General features: G+C 50.1%; 20 protein-coding genes, 9 tRNA genes and 3 rRNA genes. 1 reads left to right on the top strand and 31 read right to left on the bottom strand.

The window, feature by feature from the left end; translation table 11 throughout:
* Nucleotides 1-44 precede the first annotated feature (44 nt).
* From AUC31_RS01215 to acpS, 26 genes are all read right to left on the bottom strand, one after another.
* Nucleotides 45-117, bottom strand: a tRNA-Asp gene (locus tag AUC31_RS01215).
* A gap of 9 nt (nt 118-126) precedes the next feature.
* A 5S ribosomal RNA gene (gene rrf, locus AUC31_RS01210) occupies nt 127-242 on the bottom strand.
* A gap of 65 nt (nt 243-307) precedes the next feature.
* Nucleotides 308-3240, bottom strand: a 23S ribosomal RNA gene (locus AUC31_RS01205).
* Between the two features lie 186 nt (nt 3241-3426).
* Nucleotides 3427-4977, bottom strand: a 16S ribosomal RNA gene (locus AUC31_RS01200).
* The 16S, 23S and 5S rRNA genes sit together here with 9 tRNA genes alongside, the layout of an rRNA operon.
* A gap of 231 nt (nt 4978-5208) precedes the next feature.
* Nucleotides 5209-5282: transfer RNA gene (locus tag AUC31_RS01195), tRNA-Gly, on the bottom strand.
* Nucleotides 5283-5300: 18 nt separating this feature from the next.
* A tRNA-Arg gene (locus tag AUC31_RS01190) sits at nt 5301-5377 on the bottom strand.
* Between the two features lie 17 nt (nt 5378-5394).
* Nucleotides 5395-5480 (bottom strand) — tRNA-Leu (locus AUC31_RS01185).
* A gap of 101 nt (nt 5481-5581) precedes the next feature.
* Nucleotides 5582-5656, bottom strand: a tRNA-Gln gene (locus AUC31_RS01180).
* Between the two features lie 10 nt (nt 5657-5666).
* Nucleotides 5667-5742, bottom strand: a tRNA-Asp gene (locus tag AUC31_RS01175).
* Nucleotides 5743-5745: 3 nt separating this feature from the next.
* Nucleotides 5746-5822: transfer RNA gene (locus AUC31_RS01170), tRNA-Met, on the bottom strand.
* A gap of 68 nt (nt 5823-5890) precedes the next feature.
* Nucleotides 5891-5965, bottom strand: a tRNA-Glu gene (locus tag AUC31_RS01165).
* A 7-nt stretch (nt 5966-5972) separates the two neighbouring features.
* Nucleotides 5973-6047 (bottom strand) — tRNA-Asn (locus AUC31_RS01160).
* Nucleotides 6048-6420: 373 nt separating this feature from the next.
* Nucleotides 6421-6885, bottom strand: coding sequence for a SprT family protein (locus tag AUC31_RS01155; RefSeq protein WP_058381766.1), 465 nt, complete (start codon nt 6883-6885; stop codon nt 6421-6423).
* Between the two features lies 1 nt (nt 6886).
* Entirely contained in the window at nt 6887-9067 is a 2181-nt protein-coding gene (locus AUC31_RS01150) for a Tex family protein (protein WP_058381767.1), read from the bottom strand.
* 100 nt (nt 9068-9167) lie between these two features.
* The gene (locus AUC31_RS01145; protein WP_058381768.1) at nt 9168-9767 is read right to left on the bottom strand and encodes a PP2C family serine/threonine-protein phosphatase; all 600 of its coding nucleotides are present in this window, start codon (nt 9765-9767) and stop codon (nt 9168-9170) included.
* Nucleotides 9767-10549, bottom strand: coding sequence for an RNA polymerase sigma factor SigB (gene sigB / locus AUC31_RS01140; RefSeq protein ID WP_058381769.1), 783 nt, complete (start codon nt 10547-10549; stop codon nt 9767-9769). The genes AUC31_RS01145 and sigB overlap by 1 nt, the downstream gene beginning before the upstream one ends.
* Nucleotides 10527-10997 (bottom strand): anti-sigma B factor RsbW, encoded by a 471-nt coding sequence (rsbW, locus tag AUC31_RS01135; protein ID WP_058381770.1) that lies wholly within the window; start codon nt 10995-10997, stop codon nt 10527-10529. The genes sigB and rsbW overlap by 23 nt, the downstream gene beginning before the upstream one ends.
* Before the next feature lie 2 nt (nt 10998-10999).
* A complete protein-coding gene (locus AUC31_RS01130; RefSeq protein ID WP_058381771.1) occupies nt 11000-11332 on the bottom strand; it encodes an anti-sigma factor antagonist in 333 nt (110 codons plus the stop codon).
* A 95-nt stretch (nt 11333-11427) separates the two neighbouring features.
* The gene (locus AUC31_RS01125; protein WP_058381772.1) at nt 11428-12429 is read right to left on the bottom strand and encodes a PP2C family protein-serine/threonine phosphatase; all 1002 of its coding nucleotides are present in this window, start codon (nt 12427-12429) and stop codon (nt 11428-11430) included.
* Nucleotides 12430-12441: 12 nt separating this feature from the next.
* Nucleotides 12442-12843, bottom strand: a complete 402-nt coding sequence (locus tag AUC31_RS01120; protein WP_058381773.1) for an anti-sigma regulatory factor — start codon at nt 12841-12843, stop codon at nt 12442-12444.
* 2 nt (nt 12844-12845) lie between these two features.
* Nucleotides 12846-13208, bottom strand: coding sequence for an STAS domain-containing protein (locus AUC31_RS01115; protein WP_058381774.1), 363 nt, complete (start codon nt 13206-13208; stop codon nt 12846-12848).
* Nucleotides 13205-14035: an RsbT co-antagonist protein RsbRA gene (locus AUC31_RS01110; RefSeq protein ID WP_058381775.1), complete on the bottom strand. Its 831-nt coding sequence runs from the start codon at nt 14033-14035 to the stop codon at nt 13205-13207. The genes AUC31_RS01115 and AUC31_RS01110 overlap by 4 nt, the downstream gene beginning before the upstream one ends.
* A 178-nt stretch (nt 14036-14213) precedes the next feature.
* Entirely contained in the window at nt 14214-14564 is a 351-nt protein-coding gene (locus AUC31_RS01105; protein ID WP_058381776.1) for a type II toxin-antitoxin system PemK/MazF family toxin, read from the bottom strand.
* A gap of 4 nt (nt 14565-14568) precedes the next feature.
* On the bottom strand, nt 14569-14853 hold the full coding sequence (locus AUC31_RS01100) for a hypothetical protein (protein ID WP_058381777.1): 285 nt from the start codon (nt 14851-14853) through the stop codon (nt 14569-14571).
* A gap of 44 nt (nt 14854-14897) precedes the next feature.
* Complete coding sequence (gene alr, locus AUC31_RS01095; protein ID WP_058381778.1) at nt 14898-16046, bottom strand: alanine racemase; 1149 nt, start codon at nt 16044-16046, stop codon at nt 14898-14900.
* Between the two features lie 16 nt (nt 16047-16062).
* Nucleotides 16063-16416 (bottom strand): holo-ACP synthase, encoded by a 354-nt coding sequence (gene acpS / locus AUC31_RS01090; RefSeq protein WP_058381779.1) that lies wholly within the window; start codon nt 16414-16416, stop codon nt 16063-16065.
* Between the two features lie 68 nt (nt 16417-16484).
* Here acpS and AUC31_RS01085 point away from each other — a divergent pair, with 68 nt between their 5' ends.
* Nucleotides 16485-17099, top strand: coding sequence for a rhomboid family intramembrane serine protease (locus tag AUC31_RS01085; RefSeq protein ID WP_058381780.1), 615 nt, complete (start codon nt 16485-16487; stop codon nt 17097-17099).
* 16 nt (nt 17100-17115) lie between these two features.
* Here the strand turns inward: AUC31_RS01085 and AUC31_RS01080 are convergent, their stop codons facing one another.
* The 5 genes from AUC31_RS01080 to AUC31_RS01060 all read right to left on the bottom strand — a co-directional run bounded on the left by AUC31_RS01080 (nt 17116) and on the right by AUC31_RS01060 (nt 23193).
* Nucleotides 17116-18678: a PH domain-containing protein gene (locus tag AUC31_RS01080; RefSeq protein WP_058383705.1), complete on the bottom strand. Its 1563-nt coding sequence runs from the start codon at nt 18676-18678 to the stop codon at nt 17116-17118.
* A complete protein-coding gene (locus AUC31_RS01075) occupies nt 18671-19150 on the bottom strand; it encodes a PH domain-containing protein (RefSeq protein ID WP_058381781.1) in 480 nt (159 codons plus the stop codon). Before AUC31_RS01075 ends, AUC31_RS01080 begins: the two co-directional genes overlap by 8 nt.
* 152 nt (nt 19151-19302) lie before the next feature.
* Complete coding sequence (cshA, locus tag AUC31_RS01070; protein ID WP_157073440.1) at nt 19303-20805, bottom strand: degradosome RNA helicase CshA; 1503 nt, start codon at nt 20803-20805, stop codon at nt 19303-19305.
* Between the two features lie 337 nt (nt 20806-21142).
* A complete protein-coding gene (locus tag AUC31_RS01065; protein ID WP_058381782.1) occupies nt 21143-21838 on the bottom strand; it encodes an alpha/beta hydrolase in 696 nt (231 codons plus the stop codon).
* Nucleotides 21835-23193 carry a UDP-N-acetylmuramoyl-tripeptide--D-alanyl-D-alanine ligase gene (locus tag AUC31_RS01060; RefSeq protein ID WP_058381783.1) on the bottom strand — a complete coding sequence of 453 codons (1359 nt, stop codon included), beginning with the start codon at nt 23191-23193 and terminating at the stop codon, nt 21835-21837. The genes AUC31_RS01065 and AUC31_RS01060 overlap by 4 nt, the downstream gene beginning before the upstream one ends.
* Nucleotides 23194-23204 lie beyond the last annotated feature (11 nt).

The raw sequence follows: 23204 nt of genomic DNA, 5'->3' as shown, positions 1-23204 counted from the left end.
GAAAAAGAGCACAGCGGGTTCGCTGTGCTCACTTTTTGGAATGACGGTCCCGACCGGGATCGAACCGGCGATCTCCTGCGTGACAGGCAGGCATGTTAACCGCTACACCACGGGACCAAAATTATAGACCAGCGACGTCCTACTCTCACAGGGGGAAACCCCCAACTACCATCGGCGCAAAAGAGCTTAACTTCCGTGTTCGGGATGGGAACGGGTGTGGCCTCTTTGCCATCATCACTGGACTTGTTGAGCTTGTTCGCTCAAAACTGGATAAATCGACATTGGGGGAAACTTGCGTTTCAGTTTGTTGGTTAAGTCCTCGATCGATTAGTATTCGTCAGCTGCACGTGTCGCCACGCTTCCACCCCGAACCTATCTACCTCATCGTCTTTGAGGGATCTTACTTGCTTGCGCAATGGGAAATCTCATCTTGAGGGGGGCTTCGTGCTTAGATGCTTTCAGCACTTATCCCGGCCACACATAGCTACCCAGCGATGCTCTTGGCAGAACAACTGGTACACCAGCGGTGTGTCCATCCCGGTCCTCTCGTACTAAGGACAGCTCCTCTCAAATTTCCTGCGCCCGCGACGGATAGGGACCGAACTGTCTCACGACGTTCTGAACCCAGCTCGCGTACCGCTTTAATGGGCGAACAGCCCAACCCTTGGGACCGACTACAGCCCCAGGATGCGATGAGCCGACATCGAGGTGCCAAACCTCCCCGTCGATGTGGACTCTTGGGGGAGATAAGCCTGTTATCCCCGGGGTAGCTTTTATCCGTTGAGCGATGGCCCTTCCATGCGGAACCACCGGATCACTAAGTCCGTCTTTCGACCCTGCTCGACCTGTCCGTCTCGCAGTCAAGCTCCCTTGTGCCTTTACACTCTGCGAATGATTTCCAACCATTCTGAGGGAACCTTTGAGCGCCTCCGTTACTCTTTAGGAGGCGACCGCCCCAGTCAAACTGCCCGCCTGACACTGTCTCCCAAGCCGCTAAGGCTTGTGGGTTAGAAGTTCAATACAACCAGGGTAGTATCCCACCGACGCCTCCCCCGAAGCTGGCGCTCCGGGTTCTCTGGCTCCTACCTATCCTGTACAAGTTGCACCAAAATTCAATATCAGGCTACAGTAAAGCTCCACGGGGTCTTTCCGTCCTGTCGCGGGTAACCTGCATCTTCACAGGTACTATAATTTCACCGAGTCTCTCGTTGAGACAGTGCCCAGATCGTTACGCCTTTCGTGCGGGTCGGAACTTACCCGACAAGGAATTTCGCTACCTTAGGACCGTTATAGTTACGGCCGCCGTTTACTGGGGCTTCGGTTCGCACCTTCGCTTGCGCTAAGCACTCCCCTTAACCTTCCAGCACCGGGCAGGCGTCAGCCCCTATACGTCACCTTACGGTTTTGCAGAGACCTGTGTTTTTGCTAAACAGTCGCCTGGGCCTATTCACTGCGGCTCTCTCGGGCTGTAACACCCTACCAGAGCACCCCTTCTCCCGAAGTTACGGGGTCATTTTGCCGAGTTCCTTAACGAGAGTTCACTCGCTCACCTTAGAATTCTCTTCTCGCCTACCTGTGTCGGTTTGCGGTACGGGCACCTCCCGCCTCGCTAGAGGCTTTTCTTGGCAGTGTGAAATCAGGGACTCTGAGGTAAACCTCTTGCCATCACTGCTTGATGTTATATAGAAACGGGATTTGCCTCGTTTCTCATCTCACAACTTGGACGTGCACAACCAACGGCACGCTCACCCTATCCTTCTGCGTCCCCCCATTGCTCAAACGGCGGGGAGGTGGTACAGGAATATCAACCTGTTGTCCATCGTCTACGCCTATCGGCCTCGACTTAGGTCCCGACTAACCCTGAGCGGACGAGCCTTCCTCAGGAAACCTTAGGCATTCGGTGGACGGGATTCTCACCCGTCTTTCGTTACTCATACCGGCATTCTCACTTCTAAGCGCTCCACCAGTCCTTCCGGTCTGACTTCAACGCCCTTAGAACGCTCTCCTACCACGGACATCTACGATGTCCATCCACAGCTTCGGTAATCCGTTTAGCCCCGGTACATTTTCGGCGCAGTGTCACTCGACCAGTGAGCTATTACGCACTCTTTAAATGATGGCTGCTTCTAAGCCAACATCCTGGTTGTCTAAGCAACGCCACATCCTTTTCCACTTAACGGATATTTGGGGACCTTAGCTGGTGGTCTGGGCTGTTTCCCTCTTGACTACGGATCTTATCACTCGCAGTCTGACTCCCAAGCATAAATCACTGGCATTCGGAGTTTGTCTGAATTCGGTAACCCGGGATGGGCCCCTAGTCCAAACAGTGCTCTACCTCCAGGATTCTTATCTTGAGGCTAGCCCTAAAGCTATTTCGGAGAGAACCAGCTATCTCCAGGTTCGATTGGAATTTCTCCGCTACCCACACCTCATCCCCGCACTTTTCAACGTGCGTGGGTTCGGGCCTCCAGTAAGTGTTACCTTACCTTCACCCTGGACATGGGTAGATCACCTGGTTTCGGGTCTACAACTGCATACTCACTCGCCCTATTCAGACTCGCTTTCGCTGCGGCTCCGGCTTCTCACCTTAACCTTGCATGCAATCGTAACTCGCCGGTTCATTCTACAAAAGGCACGCTATCACCCATTAACGGGCTCTAACTACTTGTAGGCACACGGTTTCAGGATCTATTTCACTCCCCTTCCGGGGTGCTTTTCACCTTTCCCTCACGGTACTGGTTCACTATCGGTCACTAGGGAGTATTTAGCCTTGGGAGATGGTCCTCCCGGATTCCGACGGAATTTCTCGTGTTCCGCCGTACTCAGGATCCACTCTGGAGGGAACGAACTTTCAGCTACGGGGCTATTACCCTATCTTGCGGACCGTTCCAGGTCGCTTCGCTTAATCCGTTCCTTTGTAACTCCGTATAGAGTGTCCTACAACCCCAGAAGGCAAGCCTTCTGGTTTGGGCTGATCCCGTTTCGCTCGCCGCTACTTGGGGAATCGCATTTGCTTTCTCTTCCTTCAGGTACTTAGATGTTTCAGTTCCCTGAGTCTGCCTTCTCATGTGCTATGTATTCACACATGGATACTGCTCCATTACGAACAGTGGGTTTCCCCATTCGGAAATCCCCGGATCACAGCTCACTTACAGCTCCCCGAGGCATATCGGTGTTAGTGCCGTCCTTCTTCGGCTCCTAGTGCCAAGGCATCCACCGTGCGCCCTTATTAACTTAACCACTGAGGGTCAAAAAAATAAGTTGATCGCAAAGCGATCACGCTACTTGATGCTTGTTTCTTAATCAATGTCGATCTATCCAGTTTTCAAAGAACAAGTTTGAAAGTCAATCCTTGCGGAGTGAACCTTCAAAACTGAACGCAAAACGTCAACCCGATCCGAAGATCGGTTCCGATATAATCCTTAGAAAGGAGGTGATCCAGCCGCACCTTCCGATACGGCTACCTTGTTACGACTTCACCCCAATCATCTGTCCCACCTTCGGCGGCTGGCTCCCGTAAGGGTTACCCCACCGACTTCGGGTGTTACAAACTCTCGTGGTGTGACGGGCGGTGTGTACAAGGCCCGGGAACGTATTCACCGCGGCATGCTGATCCGCGATTACTAGCGATTCCGGCTTCATGCAGGCGAGTTGCAGCCTGCAATCCGAACTGAGAACGGTTTTCTGGGATTGGCTCCCCCTCGCGGGTTTGCAGCCCTTTGTACCGTCCATTGTAGCACGTGTGTAGCCCAGGTCATAAGGGGCATGATGATTTGACGTCATCCCCACCTTCCTCCGGTTTGTCACCGGCAGTCACCTTAGAGTGCCCAACTGAATGCTGGCAACTAAGATCAAGGGTTGCGCTCGTTGCGGGACTTAACCCAACATCTCACGACACGAGCTGACGACAACCATGCACCACCTGTCACCGCTGTCCCCGAAGGGAAAGCCTAGTCTCCTAGGCGGTCAGCGGGATGTCAAGACCTGGTAAGGTTCTTCGCGTTGCTTCGAATTAAACCACATGCTCCACCGCTTGTGCGGGCCCCCGTCAATTCCTTTGAGTTTCAGCCTTGCGGCCGTACTCCCCAGGCGGAGTGCTTAATGCGTTAGCTGCAGCACTAAGGGGCGGAAACCCCCTAACACTTAGCACTCATCGTTTACGGCGTGGACTACCAGGGTATCTAATCCTGTTTGCTCCCCACGCTTTCGCGCCTCAGCGTCAGTTACAGACCAGAAAGTCGCCTTCGCCACTGGTGTTCCTCCACATCTCTACGCATTTCACCGCTACACGTGGAATTCCACTTTCCTCTTCTGCACTCAAGTCCCCCAGTTTCCAATGACCCTCCACGGTTGAGCCGTGGGCTTTCACATCAGACTTAAAGGACCGCCTGCGCGCGCTTTACGCCCAATAATTCCGGACAACGCTTGCCACCTACGTATTACCGCGGCTGCTGGCACGTAGTTAGCCGTGGCTTTCTGGTGAGGTACCGTCAAGGTACCAGTAGTTACTTGGTACTTGTTCTTCCCTCACAACAGAGTTTTACGATCCGAAAACCTTCTTCACTCACGCGGCGTTGCTCCGTCAGACTTTCGTCCATTGCGGAAGATTCCCTACTGCTGCCTCCCGTAGGAGTCTGGGCCGTGTCTCAGTCCCAGTGTGGCCGATCACCCTCTCAGGTCGGCTACGCATCGTGGCCTTGGTGAGCCGTTACCTCACCAACTAGCTAATGCGCCGCGGGCCCATCCTGCAGTGACAGCCGAAACCGTCTTTCCGTGCAGCCTCATGAGAGGCCGCAAACTATTCGGTATTAGCACCGGTTTCCCGGAGTTATCCCGATCTGCAGGGCAGGTTGCCCACGTGTTACTCACCCGTCCGCCGCTAAGATAATGGAGCAAGCTCCATTATCTCCGCTCGACTTGCATGTATTAGGCACGCCGCCAGCGTTCGTCCTGAGCCAGGATCAAACTCTCCATTATAGAGTAGTATTGATTGCTCAATAGTTGCTGGCGTATCGCCGTCTAGAAGACGCGCGATTCGCTTGATCTGCCGAAGCTGATCAGTAAGTAAGTCACGAACACCGAAGGTCGGAATGGCTGATTGCTCCGATCGCCCAAAGGCGACCATCGCAAAAGCCGTTCGCACGCCAAGGCGCTCGTGACGTCTTTCGTTGACGTTTTGCTGTTCAGTTTTCAAGGTTCAAAAGAATTTGGAGCGGGTGAAGGGAATCGAACCCTCATCATCAGCTTGGAAGGCTGAGGTTTTACCACTAAACTACACCCGCATATATATAGAAGATAAATGGCGCGCCCGAGAGGACTCGAACCTCTAACCGCTTGATTCGTAGTCAAGTACTCTATCCAATTGAGCTACGGGCGCAAATAATTGAATATGTATGGTGCGGCCGAGAAGAGTCGAACTTCCACGGGATTTCTCCCACTAGGCCCTCAACCTAGCGCGTCTGCCATTCCGCCACGACCGCAAATATTATATTTTTTGAGACAAATTCTACTATATAACTTCTAGTCTTCATTGTCAAGAGCAACTCGTTTAAATTGAAGTTCGTCTCAGTAACCCTTAAATTGGCTGGGGTACCTGGATTCGAACCAGGGCATGACGGGATCAAAACCCGTTGCCTTACCGCTTGGCTATACCCCATTGAAAAAAATGGCGGTCCCGACCGGGATCGAACCGGCGATCTCCTGCGTGACAGGCAGGCATGTTAACCGCTACACCACGGGACCATTTGGTTGCGGGGGCAGGATTTGAACCTGCGACCTTTGGGTTATGAGCCCAACGAGCTACCGAACTGCTCCACCCCGCGACAATAATAATATTTTCAATTGTATCGCACACAAGTATTATATTAGAAAAAGTAATTCAATATATGTATGGTGACCCCTACGGGATTCGAACCCGTGTTACCGCCGTGAAAGGGCGGTGTCTTAACCGCTTGACCAAGGGGCCAAATAAATGGCTCCGAAGGTAGGACTCGAACCTACGACCATCGCATTAACAGTGCGGTGCTCTACCACTGAGCTACTTCGGAATAATGTTTAAGTACTTGTCGACTTTTTCTATTATAAAGAGCCTTACAGGAATCGTCAATACTTTTATTCATCATTTTATAATTTAATTTGAGTTCAGTGTTTCGTTTAGTAATGTACTTCAAAACAATTAAGCTCACGGAGCTATTAGCTGAGCCACTTTACTCTTTTACTGAAAGACTCTGAACGGCCGAGAACCTATGAAGGTTTATTAGAATGAACGGTGGCTGGTCCCTTGGAACTTCCACCGGCCCCTTTTACTCTTCTTCTATAATAAATGCGAATCGCATCATTTTTATCCATCTCCTTCTAGGGTAATTTTACTGAAAGCTGCTAGACATAAAAGAAGAGCCGCTTCATCAGCGGCTCTTTCTTTTATAAACTCTTTTCTCTTTTCAACCGCAGCTTGCCGCTGCAGCGTCCGCATCTGTACTTGTCAGTGTCCATGCGGATCTTTCTTGGAAATTCCGTTTTACAAGAGATGCATTCATACAGATGAAAGCCAGCTGTCTTCCGCCGCTTCTCTACAAGCAAAGAACAAAAGCGCGGAGACCCTGTCTCTTGTAACAATTCTCGAAACTCCTTGTCCCGATGCTTGTATCCTTTTCCTTCAAGATGGAGATGATAATGGCACAACTCATGCTTGATGATGCCTATAAGTTCGTTGCCGCCGAACTTTTCATATGAAGCCGGATTGATTTCAATGTTGTGCGATCTCAGCAAGTAACGGCCACCTGTCGTCCGGAGGCGTTTGTTGAATACACCTTGATGGCGGAACGGCTTACCGAAAATGTCACGAGAAATCTCTACAATCATCTTGGTCAATTCTTCGTTTGTCATCTTATCTCTCCTGAAGATCCGGTTGTTGTTCTTTTGGCGGCAGCATCGTCAAAGCGATTCGGCCTTTTTGTTTTTCGACCTGGTCGACCCAGACAGTGACGATGTCTCCGACTGCCACGACATCAAGCGGGTGTTTAACGAATCCCTTTTTCAATTTAGAGATGTGGACCAGCCCGTCCTGTTTCACGCCAATGTCAACGAAGGCTCCGAAGTCGACGACGTTGCGCACCGTCCCTTGCACTTCCATTCCAGGTGACAAGTCTTCCATTTTTAAAACGTCACTCTTGAGCAATGGTTGAGGGAACTCATCCCGCGGGTCGCGGAACGGTTTCTTCAACGCATCCACAATATCTTTGAGTGTCACTTTGCCTACTTCCCACTCCTGGCTTAATGCTTCGAGGTCCAAGTCTTCCAGCTTCGCGATAATTTCTGGACGCCCAATCATTTTCTTGTCTGCATCGATCAACTTGAGGATCCTTTCGGCAGCTTCATAACTTTCTGGGTGAATGCCGGTGGCGTCTAGCGGATTCTTTCCTTCCGTTATGCGCAGGAAGCCAACTGCTTGTTCATAGGTCTTGGCACCAAGGCGAGGGATTTTCTTTAACTGGATACGGGAAGTAAAGCGGCCGTTCTCATCGCGCACTTTAATGATGTTCTCGGCGACGGTCTTACTGAGGCCAGCAACGTATTGAAGGAGAGAGGCTGAAGCAGAGTTAACGTTCACGCCAACTTGGTTGACCGCCGTCTCAACAACGAAGGTCAATTGGTCTGCCAGCTTTTTCCGCGAGACATCATGCTGGTATTGTCCAACACCTACAGCTTTCGGGTCGATTTTCACAAGTTCAGAAAGCGGGTCTTGAAGTCGGCGGGCGATGGAAGCTGCACTGCGTTCTTCTACTTGCAAGTCTGGAAACTCCGCACGAGCCACATCGGACGCCGAGTACACACTGGCACCTGCTTCATTGACGATGACGTAAGACGCTTTCGTTGCAGTTTGGCTGAGGAAATCCGCAACGAATTGTTCGGTTTCGCGTGATGCTGTGCCGTTTCCGATCGCCATGATTTCAATTGGGTAGGCATCGGTTAAGCGCTGCAAGGTTTTCTTTGCGCCTTGTTGATCGGATTTTGGGGGATGCGGATAAATGACCGCCACTTCCAATAGTTTCCCCGTCGCATCTATCACTGCTAGTTTGCAGCCGGTGCGGTACGCCGGATCAATGCCGAGCACGAATTTATCTTTCATTGGAGGCTGCAATAACAGATTGCGCAGGTTTTCCGAAAAGATGTGTATGGCCTGCGTTTCACCTTTTTCACTTAGTTCCGTCCGGATTTCACGTTCGACGGATGGCTGGATCAGGCGTTTGTAACTGTCTTCTATGGCCGCTTCCACTTGTTTTGCAGCAGGACTCCCCATTTTCATCCATTTATCTTTCATTAAACGAATGATTCGGTCGACTGGAGGTGTGACCGTTACTCTCAATACACCCTCTTTTTCGCCGCGGTTAATGGCGAGTATACGGTGCGGGACAATCTTTTTGATCGCTTCGCTGTATTCATAATACATTTGAAAGACTTGTTTTTCGTCTTCGTGGCCCTTTTTGGCTGCTGTCTCTAGCAGTCCGGTATCACGCGTCATCCGACGGGCTTTTTCACGAATATCCGGATCATCCGCAAAAAGCTCGGCTAAAATATCCTGTGCTCCTGCAATCGCATCTTCCGCTGTTTCAACACCCTTTTCAGTGCTGATATATTGCTCCGTCACTACTTTCAACTGCTCGTTATCGGGCTTTAACAGCCAATCAGCCAGTCCCTGCAACCCTTTTTCTTTTGCGATGGTCGCTTTTGTGCGGCGTTTTTGTTTGTATGGGCGGTATAAATCTTCCACTCTTTGAAGCACAGTAGCTCCTTTGATGGCTTTTTCAAGCTCAGGAGTCAGTTGCTCCTGTTCTTCAATTGAACGGATTACATCGACTTTCCTTTGTTCCAAATTCTGGATATATGTATAACGATCTTCTACTGCTTTTATTTGGACTTCATCCAATGAGCCCGTCGCTTCTTTTCGGTAACGGGCGATAAAAGGTACCGTGTTGCCGCCTTCAAGCAGCTCAATAACTTGTTTTGCCTGGTTTGGTTTAACGCCGGCTTCCTTGGCGATTAATGCGTGCAATTGCTGAGTATCCATTGTATGCACTTCCTTTCTGCCTCTCCATTTTAACATGCCTATGGATAATGAGAGAAACAAGCCACCCCATTGATTTCCCCATAAAAAAAGAAGCCTCTCCTCAATGGAGAAGGCTTCCTGAAATTAATGTGGCATCGTCGCCCGTTTGAATGGACGATAGAATGTCTTCATACAGCCGTCTAGGCGCTCCGGCTCTTCTCATCATCGCTTTTGGATTGCGTAAATCCACGCCATCTGAGTGAATCAAGAACAAGTCATTTTCTACATACGTGTAAAGCTGTGTTTTCAACTTTTGTGGCCTTCCCGAGAGATAGCCCATTACAGGTAGCGGATAAATCACTTCGTCGGTTTCTCTTCTATAAAGATAGAAACGGATATTCCCGACACAGCTGTACTCCAAGGTGCGTTTCTTGAAATCTACTTTAAAGATAGCGACTGCTGCCCCACGTTTTTGCATCATCAAACCATTGAAGCGATTCATCAATTGATCGATTGTCTCATGATGATATTCTTTCAGGATTTGCGGGATGACCTGTGAAGATTCACGCGCTACAGGCCCGCTTCCCAAACCATCGGCTACGGAGCAAATAAAGTAATCGTCCGTCAATACAGTGAAATAACTGTCACCGGATTCGTAATTCCCTTTTTTTGCTGCGTTGTAGGCATAGGCTTCCACATTTTCATGGCGAATTTCTTCCACTAGGAAACCCCGCCGGCAGCCAAAATAGCTTCCTGAAGCTTTTTGATAGCTTTTCGTTGAAGGCGCGAAACATGCATCTGGGAAATGCCCAGTCTGTCGCCCGCTTCCTTCTGGCTCAGCTGCTCTATGTAGGTGTATTGGATGATCTGCTTTTCCCGATCGGAAAGGACATTCATCGCTTCCGCCACGAGCATGCGCTGATCCGCTTTTTCGTACCCGTCATCTTCCTGGCCGACTACGTCAAACAATGTAACCGTGCTGCCGTCCGAATCCGCCTCGAGAGAATGGTCCATGGAAAGCGCTTGATAGCTTTTGCCCATCTCCATCGCTTCCAAAACGTCGTCTTCATCGACATCCAGATATTCAGCGATTTCCCAAACTTGCGGGGAACGCTGAAGTTCTGTTGTCAGCACTTCAACAGTCGCTTTAATGCGAGGGCCCAGTTCTTTTATGCGGCGCGGGACATGGATTGCCCATGTTTTGTCACGCAAAAAGCGCTTGATTTCGCCGATGATGGTCGGCACCGCAAAAGCTTCAAAGCTGCGGCCATAGGATGGGTCATAGCGCCGGATCGCACCGAGCAAGCCAAGCATGCCCACTTGTGCGATGTCTTCGTGGTAAGATTTTCCGTTTGAATACTTGCGGGCAATCGATTCCACAAGACGGCGGTAATTGAGGACAAGGTTTGTCTGTGCTTCCTCGTCCTCTGTTTTTTGATAAGCTTCAATCCATTCCAGTACCTGTTCTTTCGTTGGCTGATTAGGATGAGATTGTTTCGACATCCTCTTCCACCCGCTCTCCTTCAACATGCTTGGTCATAAAGACAGTAACGCCTTCCTGATGATGCACTTTTACTTCATCCATAAGCGTTTCGATCAAATACAGGCCGAGACCTCCTTCGCGCAGGAACGCTCCCTCTTCCTGATCGTGATAAGGGCCCACTTTCGCCTTAGTTTCTTCAAAATTGAAGCTTTGGCCGTGGTCGGCTACCATAATTTCGATTTTATCTTCATATAACGCACAACCGATGACAACTTCGCCTTCTTCGCCTTCTGAATAAGCGTGTTGAACGGCGTTTGTCACTGCTTCACTTGAAGCGATCTTCAAATCTTCAATATCATCAAATGAAAACCCAATGCGGCTTGCCAGCCCTGAAATCGTCAGACGGGCAACGCCTACGTACTGGGATTTGGCCGGGACGCGCATCTCTACATAATCGAAAGGACGCATGATTAATTACCACCCTTCCCGACTGCTGCTTCAATATCCATAATGTCGCCTAGACCTGTAATATCGAAAAGGCGCTTCAGGCGGCTCGAGAGGCCAGTCAGTTTCAAGTGGCCGCCTTTTGCATTGATGGATTTATAGAACGCGACAAAAACGCCCAAGCCTGTACTATCCATGTAATCGACACCGGATAAGTCCAATTCGGCATTCAAGCCCTCTTGTGCTTGGTACGCTTCTAATTTTTCGCGGAGTACTGGTGCTGTATGCGCATCGATCTCCCCGTGAATATCGCCTTTTAATTTATTGTCATTTTCTGTCAAATTAACTTGAATATTCATCTCTATATGACACCCCGTTTTGTATGATTCAATTCGGCTGAAAAAAAGCCATTCTAAGCTTTCTTACCCGCTATCCAATGGCTTTAAACATCAAATTAAACCTTCTTGTAAACCACTAAAGTGAAATCATCCTGTAGTTCTGCATTTTGCATTCGTTCAAGTTCATCGTAGACATGTTGGACAATTGCCTGCGCCGATTGGCCTTTCTTTTGCTCAATCAATTTATAAATGACTTCGCGTTCGATAAAGCCATCTTCCGTACGGCCTTCTGTCACGCCGTCTGTCATCATGATGACCATATCGCCTTTATCCAAGGTGACGGAATGCTCTTCGTAAACCGCGGCCGGCGAAACGCCGAGCAGCAAGCCTTTTGCTTCGAGTTCATCGAATTCCCCTGTAGTTGCTCGATAAAGAATGGCAGGTTCGTGCCCAGCTGACCCGTAAGTGAGCCTGGCTGCCCCTGCATCGTAATTTGCGTAGAACATCGACACGAACATCGAGTCGTCGACACTTTTTTCAACGATCCGGTTAATGACACCAAGCACGTCTTTTGGCAAGGCGTGTGAGCTGTTCAAGCTGTCCATGCCGAATTTGATCATGGACATGCAAAGAGCTGCCGGCAGGCCTTTGCCGATGACATCGGCAACAGCTACGCCAGCGTACCCATCGTAATCACTGACAAAATAAATATAATCGCCGTTCATCTTCTTGGCCGGAATCGACAACAAGCCGATATCCAGCCCGTCGAGCGACGGCAATTTCGTCTTGAGCAAAGTTTCCTGCACATTTGCTGCCAAGTCCATTTCTACTTTCAATTCTTCCTGGCGTTTCAATAAACTTTGGCGTTCCTGCAATGCCAAGCCGTAATTGATCATCATTTCGATCAGGAAATCGAATGAATGCCAAACAACATCCGGGAGATCACTATAGAGCTCCCGGATGGCTGCTTTGTGCATGCTGATTACTTCTTCCGGAGAAATGTTCTCCAGAATCAGTTGCCTGCTGAAATTTTGGCCGACGTACAAATTTTGCTCCGTCTGCTTTTTTACGTATTCGTTCAGAATTTCCTGATACTGTGCTTCAATGTGTTGAGGCATTTAGCGTTCCCCCTAGCGGAGCCACTTCGTAGCCCGTATATCTGTCCCTTCGCCTTGGATCGTTTCGATCTTGAAATCGTCCATTAAGCGCTTGACACCTGGCAGGCCTGCACCCAATCCTCCTGATGTCGTAAAACCGTCTTCCATTACTTTTCTGACATCCGGAATTCCCGGACCGCTATCAGCGGCGATGATCAGGATCCCCTTCATGCCATTTTCGGTCAGCTGCTGGATTTCGATCCTGCCCTGACCGGCGTATAAATAGATATTGCGGGCAAGCTCGCTGATGGCTGTCGTGATCCGCGCTTGGTCCACGGTGCCGAAGCCGAGCTCTTTGGCGACATTGCGCCCGAGCTGCCGTGCCGCTACAATATCCCATTCCGTTAAGATTTCCACTGAGGATTGGTCGCTCATCTTCAAGCCTCCAATTCCAGTTGAAGTTTCTCCAAGCCGTTCTCTAGGTCAAGTGCCGTCATAACATCTTCAAGTCGAATTCCGAGCTCGATTAAAGTGATGGCAACTGCCGGCTGGATACCGGTAATAACCACTCTTGCCCCCATCAGGCTGGACATGCTGATGACATCCCCCAGCACTTTGGCAATGAATGAATCAATAAAGTCGATGGACGTCAAATCGATGACCACCCCACGGGCGCTGGTTTCATGCAATTTAGTTAAAAGATCTTCCTGGAACTGCAAAGCCGTCTGGTCATCCAGCTCCCATTGGATCGAAACGATTAATGTATCTTTCAGTTTTAGAATTGGGATTCTCACATTCATACTTCTTCAACCTCCACAATTTTTCGGTTTGTCCACGCCAGTGCCTGTTCTACGCCGCGCTGCAATGTGCTCGTTGTCGTAAAGTCGTTCAAATTGATGCCGAGCGTTACGATTGTCTGGGCAATTTCCGGGCGGATCCCGACGAGCATGCATTTCGCCCCGACCAAACGCACTGCGTCTGCGGCTTGGATAATGTGATGGGCGACCATCGTATCGACGACCGGTACGCCAGTAATATCCAGCAACACCACTTCTGCACGATGTTTAACCACACCATCGAGCAGATTCTCCATGATCAATTTCGCCCGTTCCGTATCGATCGTTCCGACGAGCGGCATGACAGAAACTTTATCGAACACCGGGATCAGGGAAGCGGATAGTTCCTGCAATGCTATCTTCTGCAGGCTGACCGTGCGCTCCCAGGTTTTAGAGTACGTGTCGATCATGCTGTTGCGGATCGGTGTGGCCCAATTCGCAAATTCGTGGACAAACCCATCCATATTATCGGGATGGATCGTACCGGCCTCACGCATGCCTTCGTAGACGATTTCAGCGAAATGGTCGATCGCTTTTGTCATGAACGTGATGGACCAGCCAAGGCGGACCACTTTCTCGGCAAAATCCTGCAAGCGGTTTTCATAAACCTGATGGCTTTCAAGAAGACTTGAAGTCATCAGCCCTGCGAATTCACGGCTCGTCTGGTTCACCATCTCTTCCGACATCACCTGAAATGAAGGTTCATCCTTTTCATCCCTCATCATTTGTTGCCACCTGGCAATGATGTCGGTCATGTTTTCTTGTATATATGTAGCCATTTGTTTGTTCATCTTGTCGTAAAACCCTCCCGGTGACCCTTGCAGCCACAATTTCATACTTGTCTATCCATTGTATCGGAAAACGGAGCATTTCACATCTTTTTTGATGAACCGTCCCGATTATGATGATTTTCTATACGAAAACACCCCGAGAAAAGCCATCTCGGGGTATTTCCATGGAGTATGTATGCTAAAACTTTACAAGTCCGACACTGATTTCCAAGGCTTCGTCCACCTTTTCCATCAACGCATCGTCCAGCTGTGTAATCTTATCGGTCAAACGCGATTTATCAATCGTCCGCAATTGTTCAAGCAAAATAACAGAATCACGCTCAAAGCCGTATTTTTTGGCGTTGATTTCCACGTGGGTCGGCAATTTGGCTTTCTGGATCTGGGCGGTGATTGCCGCAATGATCACTGTGGGACTAAACCGGTTCCCGATATCGTTTTGTATCACCAAGACCGGACGGGTCCCGCCTTGCTCAGACCCGACGACCGGTGATAATTCTGCGAAAAAAACATCCCCGCGTTTTACAATCAAGTTGTCACCCTCCGCTTACGAGTTGCACTGTCGTGTGCTCCGCTTCGTACTCAGCGTGCGAACATTCGCAGGCAATCGACAGGTTGATCTGCGACATTTCCACGTAGCCCTTGATCATCGCTTCCCGAATATGATATGAATCGTAGACATTTTTTGTTACCCGTTGAGTGGATACGTAGATGAATTCACCGTTCTCTTCAATGCGTTCATCTGAATGGGCAGTAAGCTCCGACATGAATTGCTTCGGCAACTTGACTACCACTTCTTTCGTCTTTGACTTCTCGTACACAGCCGACACCTCCGAAAATCCCGATCTCTGTCTAGTTTACCTTCTCATCTTACCATTGAATCGTTCGACTGAAAAGGCGATCCGGCATTTTTGGTGCCATTCACATAGACGCGCGGAACCCGCTTTGTCAAAATACAAGGGATCTCATAGGGGATTGTGCCCAGCTTTTCGGCCCATTCGTCGATCAAGACTTCCCCGCCCCTTTGGCGGCCGATCAACTGGACCGGCTCTCCGACTGGAAGCTGTTCTTTCAAGCGGATCATGCATTGATCCATGCAGATGCGCCCGACAATCGGTACCCGTTCGCCGCGCACCAGCACTTCTTGCCCTTGCAAGCCGCGCAGCATGCCATCTGCATAGCCGACAGGAAGCGTGGCGATCCATTCTTCCTCTTCACTCTGATACGTCGCGCCATAGCTGATTGTCGCCCCGGGCTGCACTTTCTTGATATGGACGATTTGCGTTTCCATACTCAATGCCGGCTCAAGCGCGATCGGTGAATGTTCGCCGACGTAAGGCGAGGGCGCGATGCCGTAAAGCGAGATGCCAATCCGTACAGCATCGCAAGCGACAGATGGATGCATAAGTGCGGCCGCGCTATTCGACACATGAACCATGACTCCTTCCGGCAATTGCTCCAAGACGCCATTCATCCGTTCAACTTGCTGTTCAAAAAGCGACGGATCCCGCTCGTCTGCTGCCGCGAAATGAGTAAAGATGCCATCGAATGAAAATTTTTCCGAAGCCAGTTTAGCGAATGCCGCCCCTGCTTCTTCAGGCTGTATGCCAAGACGCCCCATTCCCGTATCGACTTTTAAATGCACGCGCAGCGGCTCTCCTGGCACAACTGCTTTTTCCGCCGCTTCAATCCACTCGAGCGACAAGGCGGTGACGATGATATTTTCGCGCTGCGCAACAGGCACGAATGCAGCAGGCACTGCCCCCATTACGAGGAGTTCCTGCTCGATTCCTGCACGGCGCAATATCAATGCTTCATCTGGCGTAGCGACCGCGAGCATGCGCACGCCGCAATCAACAGCAGTTCGGGCAATTTCTTCTGCTCCGTGTCCATAGCCGTCCGCTTTGACGACTGCGATCACTTTGGCGTCGCCAGCACGTTTTTGGAATGCCGCCAGATTACTGCGGATTGCTTCTAAGTTGATGACTACTTTTGTCGGTCGATACATTTCCATCGTCTACACATCCTGTTCATTCGGTTTGCAAAACAACTTGCGCGGCGGCAAATTCTTTTGAATGGGTGATCGAAACGAACCCGCATTCCGCACCGCGGAAAAACATGCCGGGTTTGCCATTTTCATCTTTTCTGATTTCCATATCCGAAAAAGGGCATGCTGCGCCGATTCCGGTACCGCGGGCTTTGGCGAACGCTTCTTTCGCCGCAAAACGCCCTGCCAAAAATTCGGTTCTGCGTGTATTCTTTAATAGAAGATACTCGGCAAGTTCCGATTCAGTCAGGACACGCTCGCGGAATTTCGAAGATCTTTCATCGAGCTTGCGGATTCTCTCCAGCTCGACAATATCAAGACCGATTCCTGTTATCATAAAGGTTTCTCCTTTCATTCGCAAATGGGTAACGGGTATAATAAAGCTATGAAATTGAGGTGACCTTATTGTTTATCAGAAGAGAAAGCTTTTCACAGTACCTAAGAATGTATCCCGTCGTCTCGACATTGATTGCGTTGAATGTCCTCATTCACTTGCTGACATTTTTGCCGATGCTTGGCGAATACATTTACTATTATGGCGTGGGGTCGAACTTCCACATCGCAAACGGCGAATGGTGGCGCTTCGTGACGCCGATCTTCCTCCACGGCGGATTTATGCATTTGTTGTTCAATATGTTCTCGCTGTTCCTGTTCGGGCCGGAACTTGAGCGTTTGACCGGCAAGATGCGTTTCATCACCATTTATATGCTGGCCGGGCTTTTCGCATCGGCAGCCACATATTTCCTGCAGCCGCTCGATTATGTACATGTTGGAGCAAGCGGCGCGATCTTCGGGATCTTCGGTGCATTCGGTGCGCTCGTCTATTACGGCGGCCGTGCGTTGCCGCAGCTCAAACAAATTATACTCCCGATTATCGTCATTAGTATAGTCATGACATTTGTGACGCCGAACATCAATGTTACGGCCCACATCGCAGGCATGATTACCGGTTTCCTGATTGGGCTTAGCTATTTCCACCCAAAACGCATCGTCAGCTGGCGCGCAAAAAACCGCCGCTGATTCTCACAAAAAACCCTCAGCCGAGTTCATTCGGCTGAGGGTTTTTCGCTGATTGCTGATCCATTGCCTGGCGCTGCCTGGACGGTTCATACCAGGCAAGAATGTGTTCGGCATCTTCCCGCGCCAAATTCGGCACGAGCGCCGTGGCTCCGAGCATGCCCGATTTGATCGTGGCATGGACAGACGCGACATCGCGGCGGCGCTGGAAAATGGTCCGCGTCACCGCAACCACTTGGATGCGTTTTTTCAGCATATAGAAGCGGTGCAGGCTAATGCCGCGGAACTGCGCCGTCAATTGGCGGCCAGAGATGGCATAACCCGCTGAACGGTGCTGCCAGAGGCCAATGGCAATGATGACCGGCACGACCGCAATAGCCCATAGGCCATAAGGATAGAAGAAATAGCCGAGCGCCGCGAATGCCGGCACGAGCCAGCCGATCGACAGACGGTAAAAGAACGGGCGGCTTCTTTTCGGCAAGCGGGTCAATTCGGGAGACCAGTCGAAATCTGGGAACAATTCATCCAGGACTGGCTTCATCTTCTCTTGCTTCACCAGCGGGAACAAACGGATTTTCTCATCTTTATCGGCCAATGTGCCCCCCGCACTTTCGACCGTGACGTTGACATAGCCGAATAATTGGCGCAGCGGATTTTGCGTCATTTTAATGCCTTGCACGCGGTTGAATGGCACAGAGACTTTTTTCTTCTCCAATAAGCCGCGTGTAATATAAATCCGTTCATCGTCTGCATGGATGGTGAATTGATAATTGGCGATGAGTGTCATGGCCACCGAAATGACCCACGCAAGCAATAGCCCGGCAAATACGGTCAATGCAACGACTAGATAGCCGAAACGCATGAACAGCATGACTTCTTCGTAGATTGCGTCGTAGGGAATCAATTCGGCAAACTGCGATAGGAATAAGGCGACACCGGAAATAACGACGCCGATCCCCCCGGAAGTCGTGGCGAGCACCAATAATTCCTTCATGCTCATCCGGTACAATACGCGTGCCGGTTCTTCAGCGACTTCTTCTTGCAGCGGCTCTGCTTCGGCCGGCCCGTAGAGTTTTTCATCCCCCTGCGCCGCGTAGCCCCGCTTCGCCATATGCATTTCCTGTTCGATACGGTCGGCTTCCGCACGGTAAATAGCAGTCAGTTCCGCTTCCGACTGCCCCGCTTTTCCGGATCCTGCAGTTTCGACTTTCACCTTGACGAGCCCAAGCGGACGGTGGAAAATCCCTTCCGTGTAATTTAAGCTTTGGATTCGTTCAAACGGGATATAGCGTTTCTTTTTAACAAACAATCCGTACTCGATCCGCAACTCCCCATCTTCAAACCAATAGACGAAGCGTTTCCATTTGATGATGCCGGCAATCAACATGAACAACAGCACAACGCCCCCGATGAGCAGCGGCAATAAACCCTGCCAACCTTGGTTGAACATGCCGGAGATCCCGTCCTCACGGAATAAATTCGCGCCGAAAATGATGACGAAAGGCAAGATCAATTCTTTTAAACCTTTCAGGAAATTAATAAGTGCAGAAATCGGATGCAGTTTATAGCGTGTCTCAGACATCATCTTCCGCCACCCTTGCGAGCACGGAAATACGGGAGCGCAATTCATCCGCTTCTTCCGTTATCAATGCTGGAATGGTATGGGTTGTTGCGGCAGTCGAAATGGAGATCTCCGACAGGTCGTACTTCCTAAGGATGGGCCCTTGTTCTGTGTCGACATGCTGGACGCGGACCATCGGCACAAGCGTCCGTTTGACAATGAATAAGCCGTGCTGCAATTCGATTTCCTGGTCACGCACTTCGTAGCGCCATCTTTCCCAGCGGATCTTCGGGAACAAATAGATGAACAGGAATGCGAACAGCAATAAGACGCCACCCGCTGCTGCATAAATCCAGTTGGGCCACTCAAAGAAATATGTAAGGGTGCCTACACCTGCCAGCAGTACAGCGACGACCGCCGTCTCGATCATTCCATAGAGGCGCCAGACAGTGAGCCCTTTTCGTGAGATCCGGTTTTTCGGTTGATGGTTCATTATGTCATCTCCAATCAAGAGTACTCTTTTCATCTATACGTTTCATGAACCGGAACGTTTCATTTCATTGTACCTTATTCCGAAACGACAAAAAAGACGGAGAATCGGCAGTTGCTGCCGGTTCTCCGTCTTGTTATCTTATTGATTGGATTTTAGGATTCGTGACGACGAGTGCGTCCTGGACGCCCTCCACCTGAAGGACGGCTTGAGCTTGATGACTCACGACGGCCTTTATAGCCACCGCTTGATGGACGTCCGCTGCCGCCTTTGCCTTTATATCCGCCGCCGGATGAGCGTCCGCCGCCTTTACCTTTGTAGCCGCCACCGCCACGTGATGGCAATGGGCGCTCTTCAGTAATTTGGACTGGAGCATCTTCCGGATCTTTCGTCAGCGTTTTAAGTGCTGCTGCAACCAAATCAACTGCATCGTGCTTGTCCAACATTTCTGTTGCAAGTTCACGGTAGCTGCCAAGGTTGTTTTTCTCGGTCATTGTTTCCAATTGTTCCATCGCAACACGCTGAAGTCCGATAACTGCTTCGTCAGCAGTCGGAGGAACTAGAGCTTCCATTTTCTTCTTCGTCGTTCTTTCGACGATCGACAAGTAGCCCATTTCGCGTGGTGTAACGAAAGTGACGGCTACGCCTTTTTTGCCTGCACGGCCAGTACGGCCAATGCGGTGAACATAGCTTTCAGGATCTTGCGGGATATCGAAGTTGTATACGTGAGATACGCCTGAGATATCAAGACCGCGTGCCGCTACGTCAGTCGCAACAAGGATATCGATTTTGTTTGCTTTGAATTGCTTCAAAACAGACATACGTTTCGCTTGGCTAAGGTCGCCGTGAATTCCTTCAGCCAAATAGCCGCGGAGATTCAATGCGTGCGCCAATTCATCAACGCGGCGCTTCGTACGTCCGAAGACGATCGCAAGCTCCGGCTGTTGAACATTCAACAAGCGGGAAAGGATGTCGAACTTCTCGCGTTCTACGGATTTCACGAAGAACTGCTCGATGTTTTCGACAGTCATTTCTTTCGACTTGATTTTGACAATTTCAGGTGTCTTCATGAATTTTTCTGCGATGCGGCGGATCGGATCCGGCATTGTTGCAGAGAACAGAAGCGTCTGACGGGTATCTGGGACATTCGACATGATTGACTGAATGTCTTCGATGAATCCCATGTTCAGCATTTCATCAGCTTCATCCAACACAAGTGTATTGACGTTTTCAAGCTTCAGCGTGCGGCGGTTGATATGGTCAAGCAAACGACCAGGTGTGCCGACGATGATTTGAGGGCGGTTTTTCAAAGCGCGGATCTGGCGGCCGATTTCCTGGCCTCCGAATACGGACAAGATGCGCACGTTTTTGTCTTTACCTAGGTTGTAAAGTTCTTCAGAAACTTGGATCGCCAATTCGCGTGTCGGTGCAATGACCAAACCTTGCACATTTCCGTCGCGTGTGTCGATTTTCTCGATCAACGGAATACCGAAAGCGGTTGTTTTACCAGTACCTGTTTGTGCTTGTCCGATAATGTCTTTGCCTTCCATGCCTAGGCGGATTGTGCCTTCCTGGATAGGTGTCGCTTCCTCAAAGCCCATACGTCTTACGGATTTCAATGTTGTTTCGCTGATGTTTAATTCTGTAAATTTAACCAAATTTTTTCAATCTCCTTTTGTCTTCATCTTATTTACAAATGGTACACATTTTAGATGAATTTATGACAAGGTCGAGCCTTTATTAAGAACTTTCACGTCGAAAATCATGCTCTGGAGTTTTAAGTCAGAGGGGATGTGTGAACAGGAAAAGCTCGGTCGTTGCCGAGCGGTCTGCACAGCGGGGGTTGTCTTCCCCATTAAGTAGAACAAACCGTTTATGCTCAAAAAAAACCTCTTCACGAAGGAAGAGTGTCTCAAAAATGTATCCATTGCTCTAAACAGAATAACACGCTTTACCTGCACATGCAATTGATATGCAAAGGTTCCAATTATCAGTTTACTGTCCTTGACGCATGAATTCCAAGGCTTTCGGAAACCATTCGGCAGCATCGTCGCTATAGCAGATCAAATGCTTGCCGGTTGCCGAGTGATAAAGATGCTTTTCTTTTGAACCGAGGTGATCGTATATATGCTGAGCCGCGGACGGCGGAACGACGCTGTCCTTTTCACCTTGGACGATGAACGCCGGCACATCGATCAAATGATAATACGGTTCCACAGTCTTGACGACGCGCAGGAACTCGATTGTTGAACGGATCGGGGTATTGCGAAATTTGTATTCATATAGATGGAACAACGCATTTTGGTTGATGCGCCTGCCGAGCACATCGCGCATCGCATCCCGCACTTCTTCCCGGATCTGCGCCGGGCTGATGTATTTCACGGCCGCACTCAATAACACGAGCCGGTCGATTTTATAGCGCATCGACAAGTAAAGTGCGATCAGCCCGCCCATTGAGAAGCCGACGATGATGACGCGGTCAGCTTTCGCCTTCAGTCGTTTTAACGCCAGCTCCGCTTCCATCATCCAGACTTCTGCACTTTGTTCACCGAGCTCAAGCTTTTCACCATGTCCTGGCAATGTCGGAATCTCAATGACCCAATCCGTCTGCTCGTTCAAGTAATCGGCAAACGGCTCGACTTCAAAAGGTCCTCCGGTAAACCCATGGATGCACAAGACGCCGGTTTTCATTGGCCGATGAACGGTTCAATGACTTTTTCAAGCGCCATGCCGCGCGAACCTTTGACGAGGACAGCAGTCTCTTTACCGACGTTCTTCTTCAAAAGGTCGATGATCGGGCCGTAATTGTCTTCGCTCCACAACAATTTCCCTTCATACGAAGTGGCCAATTTATCATACAGCCATTTCATGCGCGGGCCAAACAAGCAAACGCCTTCGAGTTCCGGGCCGATCGAACTTGCCAGCTCTTCGTGGAAGCGCTGTTCGTGTTCGCCAAGTTCCAGCATATCGCCGAGCACTGCCCATTTCGTTTCTTTCATTGTCGTTTCGCGGATAAAGTTCAGTGCCGCTTTTACGGAAGTTGGCGCCGCATTGTATGCGTCGTTGATGAAAATCGCCCCGTTATCAGCCGGGACCAGCTGCATGCGCATATCGGTCAGCGCAGCATTTTTCAACGAGCGGCGGATTTCTTCTTCCGTCAATCCGGCTTCTAGGGCGATCAAGATCGCAGGCAAGGTGTTTTTCACCTGATGTTCGCCAAGCACGGGGATGGCGAACTTCGCGTCGATAATGCCGTTGACCAAGAAGCTGCTGCCGTCTTCGGTCGCTTTGATATCGGTCACGCTCAATTCATTATCCGGGCCAAAGCCGAACGATACCGCTTGTGTAAAATCTTCGACAAACGGCAATAGCAAAGGCTCATCGCCGTCATAGAAAAGTTTGCCGTGCTGTTCGAGCCCGGCGACGATTTCGAACTTCGCCTCGGCGATGCCTTCTCTCGATCCGAGGTCCTGCATATGCGCTTCGCCGATATTGGTGATGACCGCATAATCCGGTCGTGCCAGCTCAGACAAGAACTGAATCTGCCCGAAGCCGCTCATGCCCATCTCAAGGACAACGTATTTGGTGTCTTCATCCAACGACAGAATCGTCAGCGGCAGCCCGAGTTCATTATTGAAATTGCCTTGTGTTTTCTGGACTTTATAGTATGGCTTCAAGACGCTCGCGACCAAATCTTTTGTCGAAGTTTTGCCGTTGGATCCGGTAATGCCGATCACGGTCGCCTTGAGTTCGTTGCGGTAAGCGCGCGCCATTTCCTGCAACGCCTTTTCGCAATCGTCAACGATCAATAACGGCAAATCGGACGGCGGCTCCGGTTCGTCGCGCTGCCATAATGCAGCGGCAGCTCCCGCTTCGATCGCATAGCGGACATATTTATGCCCATTGGCATTTTCGCCGCGGAACGGAATGAACAAATCGCCCGGCTTCAGCGTCCGCGTATTGATCGACACGCCAGTCACTTCAATCCCTTTTAAATTCGTCTTGATATCCAGCCAACCGGCTATCTGTTCAATCGTTTTTTTCATCGGTTCTCCCC

Origin of the sequence: Planococcus rifietoensis (assembly GCF_001465795.2) — a bacterium.
Classification (GTDB): Bacteria; Bacillota; Bacilli; order Bacillales_A; family Planococcaceae; genus Planococcus; species Planococcus rifietoensis.
This window is presented reverse-complemented; position numbering and strand designations above follow the sequence as displayed.

What these genes read in the sequence shown, in the direction of transcription:
- AUC31_RS01155 (WP_058381766.1), bottom strand. Translation starts at nt 6,885, where the DNA reads ATGACAAACGAAGAATTGACCAAGATGATTGTAGAGATTTCTCGTGAC.
- AUC31_RS01150 (WP_058381767.1), bottom strand. Translation starts at nt 9,067, where the DNA reads ATGGATACTCAGCAATTGCACGCATTAATCGCCAAGGAAGCCGGCGTT.
- sigB (WP_058381769.1), bottom strand. Translation starts at nt 10,549, where the DNA reads ATGTCGAAACAATCTCATCCTAATCAGCCAACGAAAGAACAGGTACTG.
- rsbW (WP_058381770.1), bottom strand. Translation starts at nt 10,997, where the DNA reads ATGCGTCCTTTCGATTATGTAGAGATGCGCGTCCCGGCCAAATCCCAG.
- AUC31_RS01130 (WP_058381771.1), bottom strand. Translation starts at nt 11,332, where the DNA reads ATGAATATTCAAGTTAATTTGACAGAAAATGACAATAAATTAAAAGGC.
- AUC31_RS01125 (WP_058381772.1), bottom strand. Translation starts at nt 12,429, where the DNA reads ATGCCTCAACACATTGAAGCACAGTATCAGGAAATTCTGAACGAATAC.
- AUC31_RS01120 (WP_058381773.1), bottom strand. Translation starts at nt 12,843, where the DNA reads ATGAGCGACCAATCCTCAGTGGAAATCTTAACGGAATGGGATATTGTA.
- AUC31_RS01115 (WP_058381774.1), bottom strand. Translation starts at nt 13,208, where the DNA reads ATGAATGTGAGAATCCCAATTCTAAAACTGAAAGATACATTAATCGTT.
- AUC31_RS01110 (WP_058381775.1), bottom strand. Translation starts at nt 14,035, where the DNA reads ATGAACAAACAAATGGCTACATATATACAAGAAAACATGACCGACATC.
- alr (WP_058381778.1), bottom strand. Translation starts at nt 16,046, where the DNA reads ATGGAAATGTATCGACCGACAAAAGTAGTCATCAACTTAGAAGCAATC.
- acpS (WP_058381779.1), bottom strand. Translation starts at nt 16,416, where the DNA reads ATGATAACAGGAATCGGTCTTGATATTGTCGAGCTGGAGAGAATCCGC.
- AUC31_RS01080 (WP_058383705.1), bottom strand. Translation starts at nt 18,678, where the DNA reads ATGTCTGAGACACGCTATAAACTGCATCCGATTTCTGCACTTATTAAT.
- AUC31_RS01075 (WP_058381781.1), bottom strand. Translation starts at nt 19,150, where the DNA reads ATGAACCATCAACCGAAAAACCGGATCTCACGAAAAGGGCTCACTGTC.
- AUC31_RS01065 (WP_058381782.1), bottom strand. Translation starts at nt 21,838, where the DNA reads ATGAAAACCGGCGTCTTGTGCATCCATGGGTTTACCGGAGGACCTTTT.
- AUC31_RS01060 (WP_058381783.1), bottom strand. Translation starts at nt 23,193, where the DNA reads ATGAAAAAAACGATTGAACAGATAGCCGGTTGGCTGGATATCAAGACG.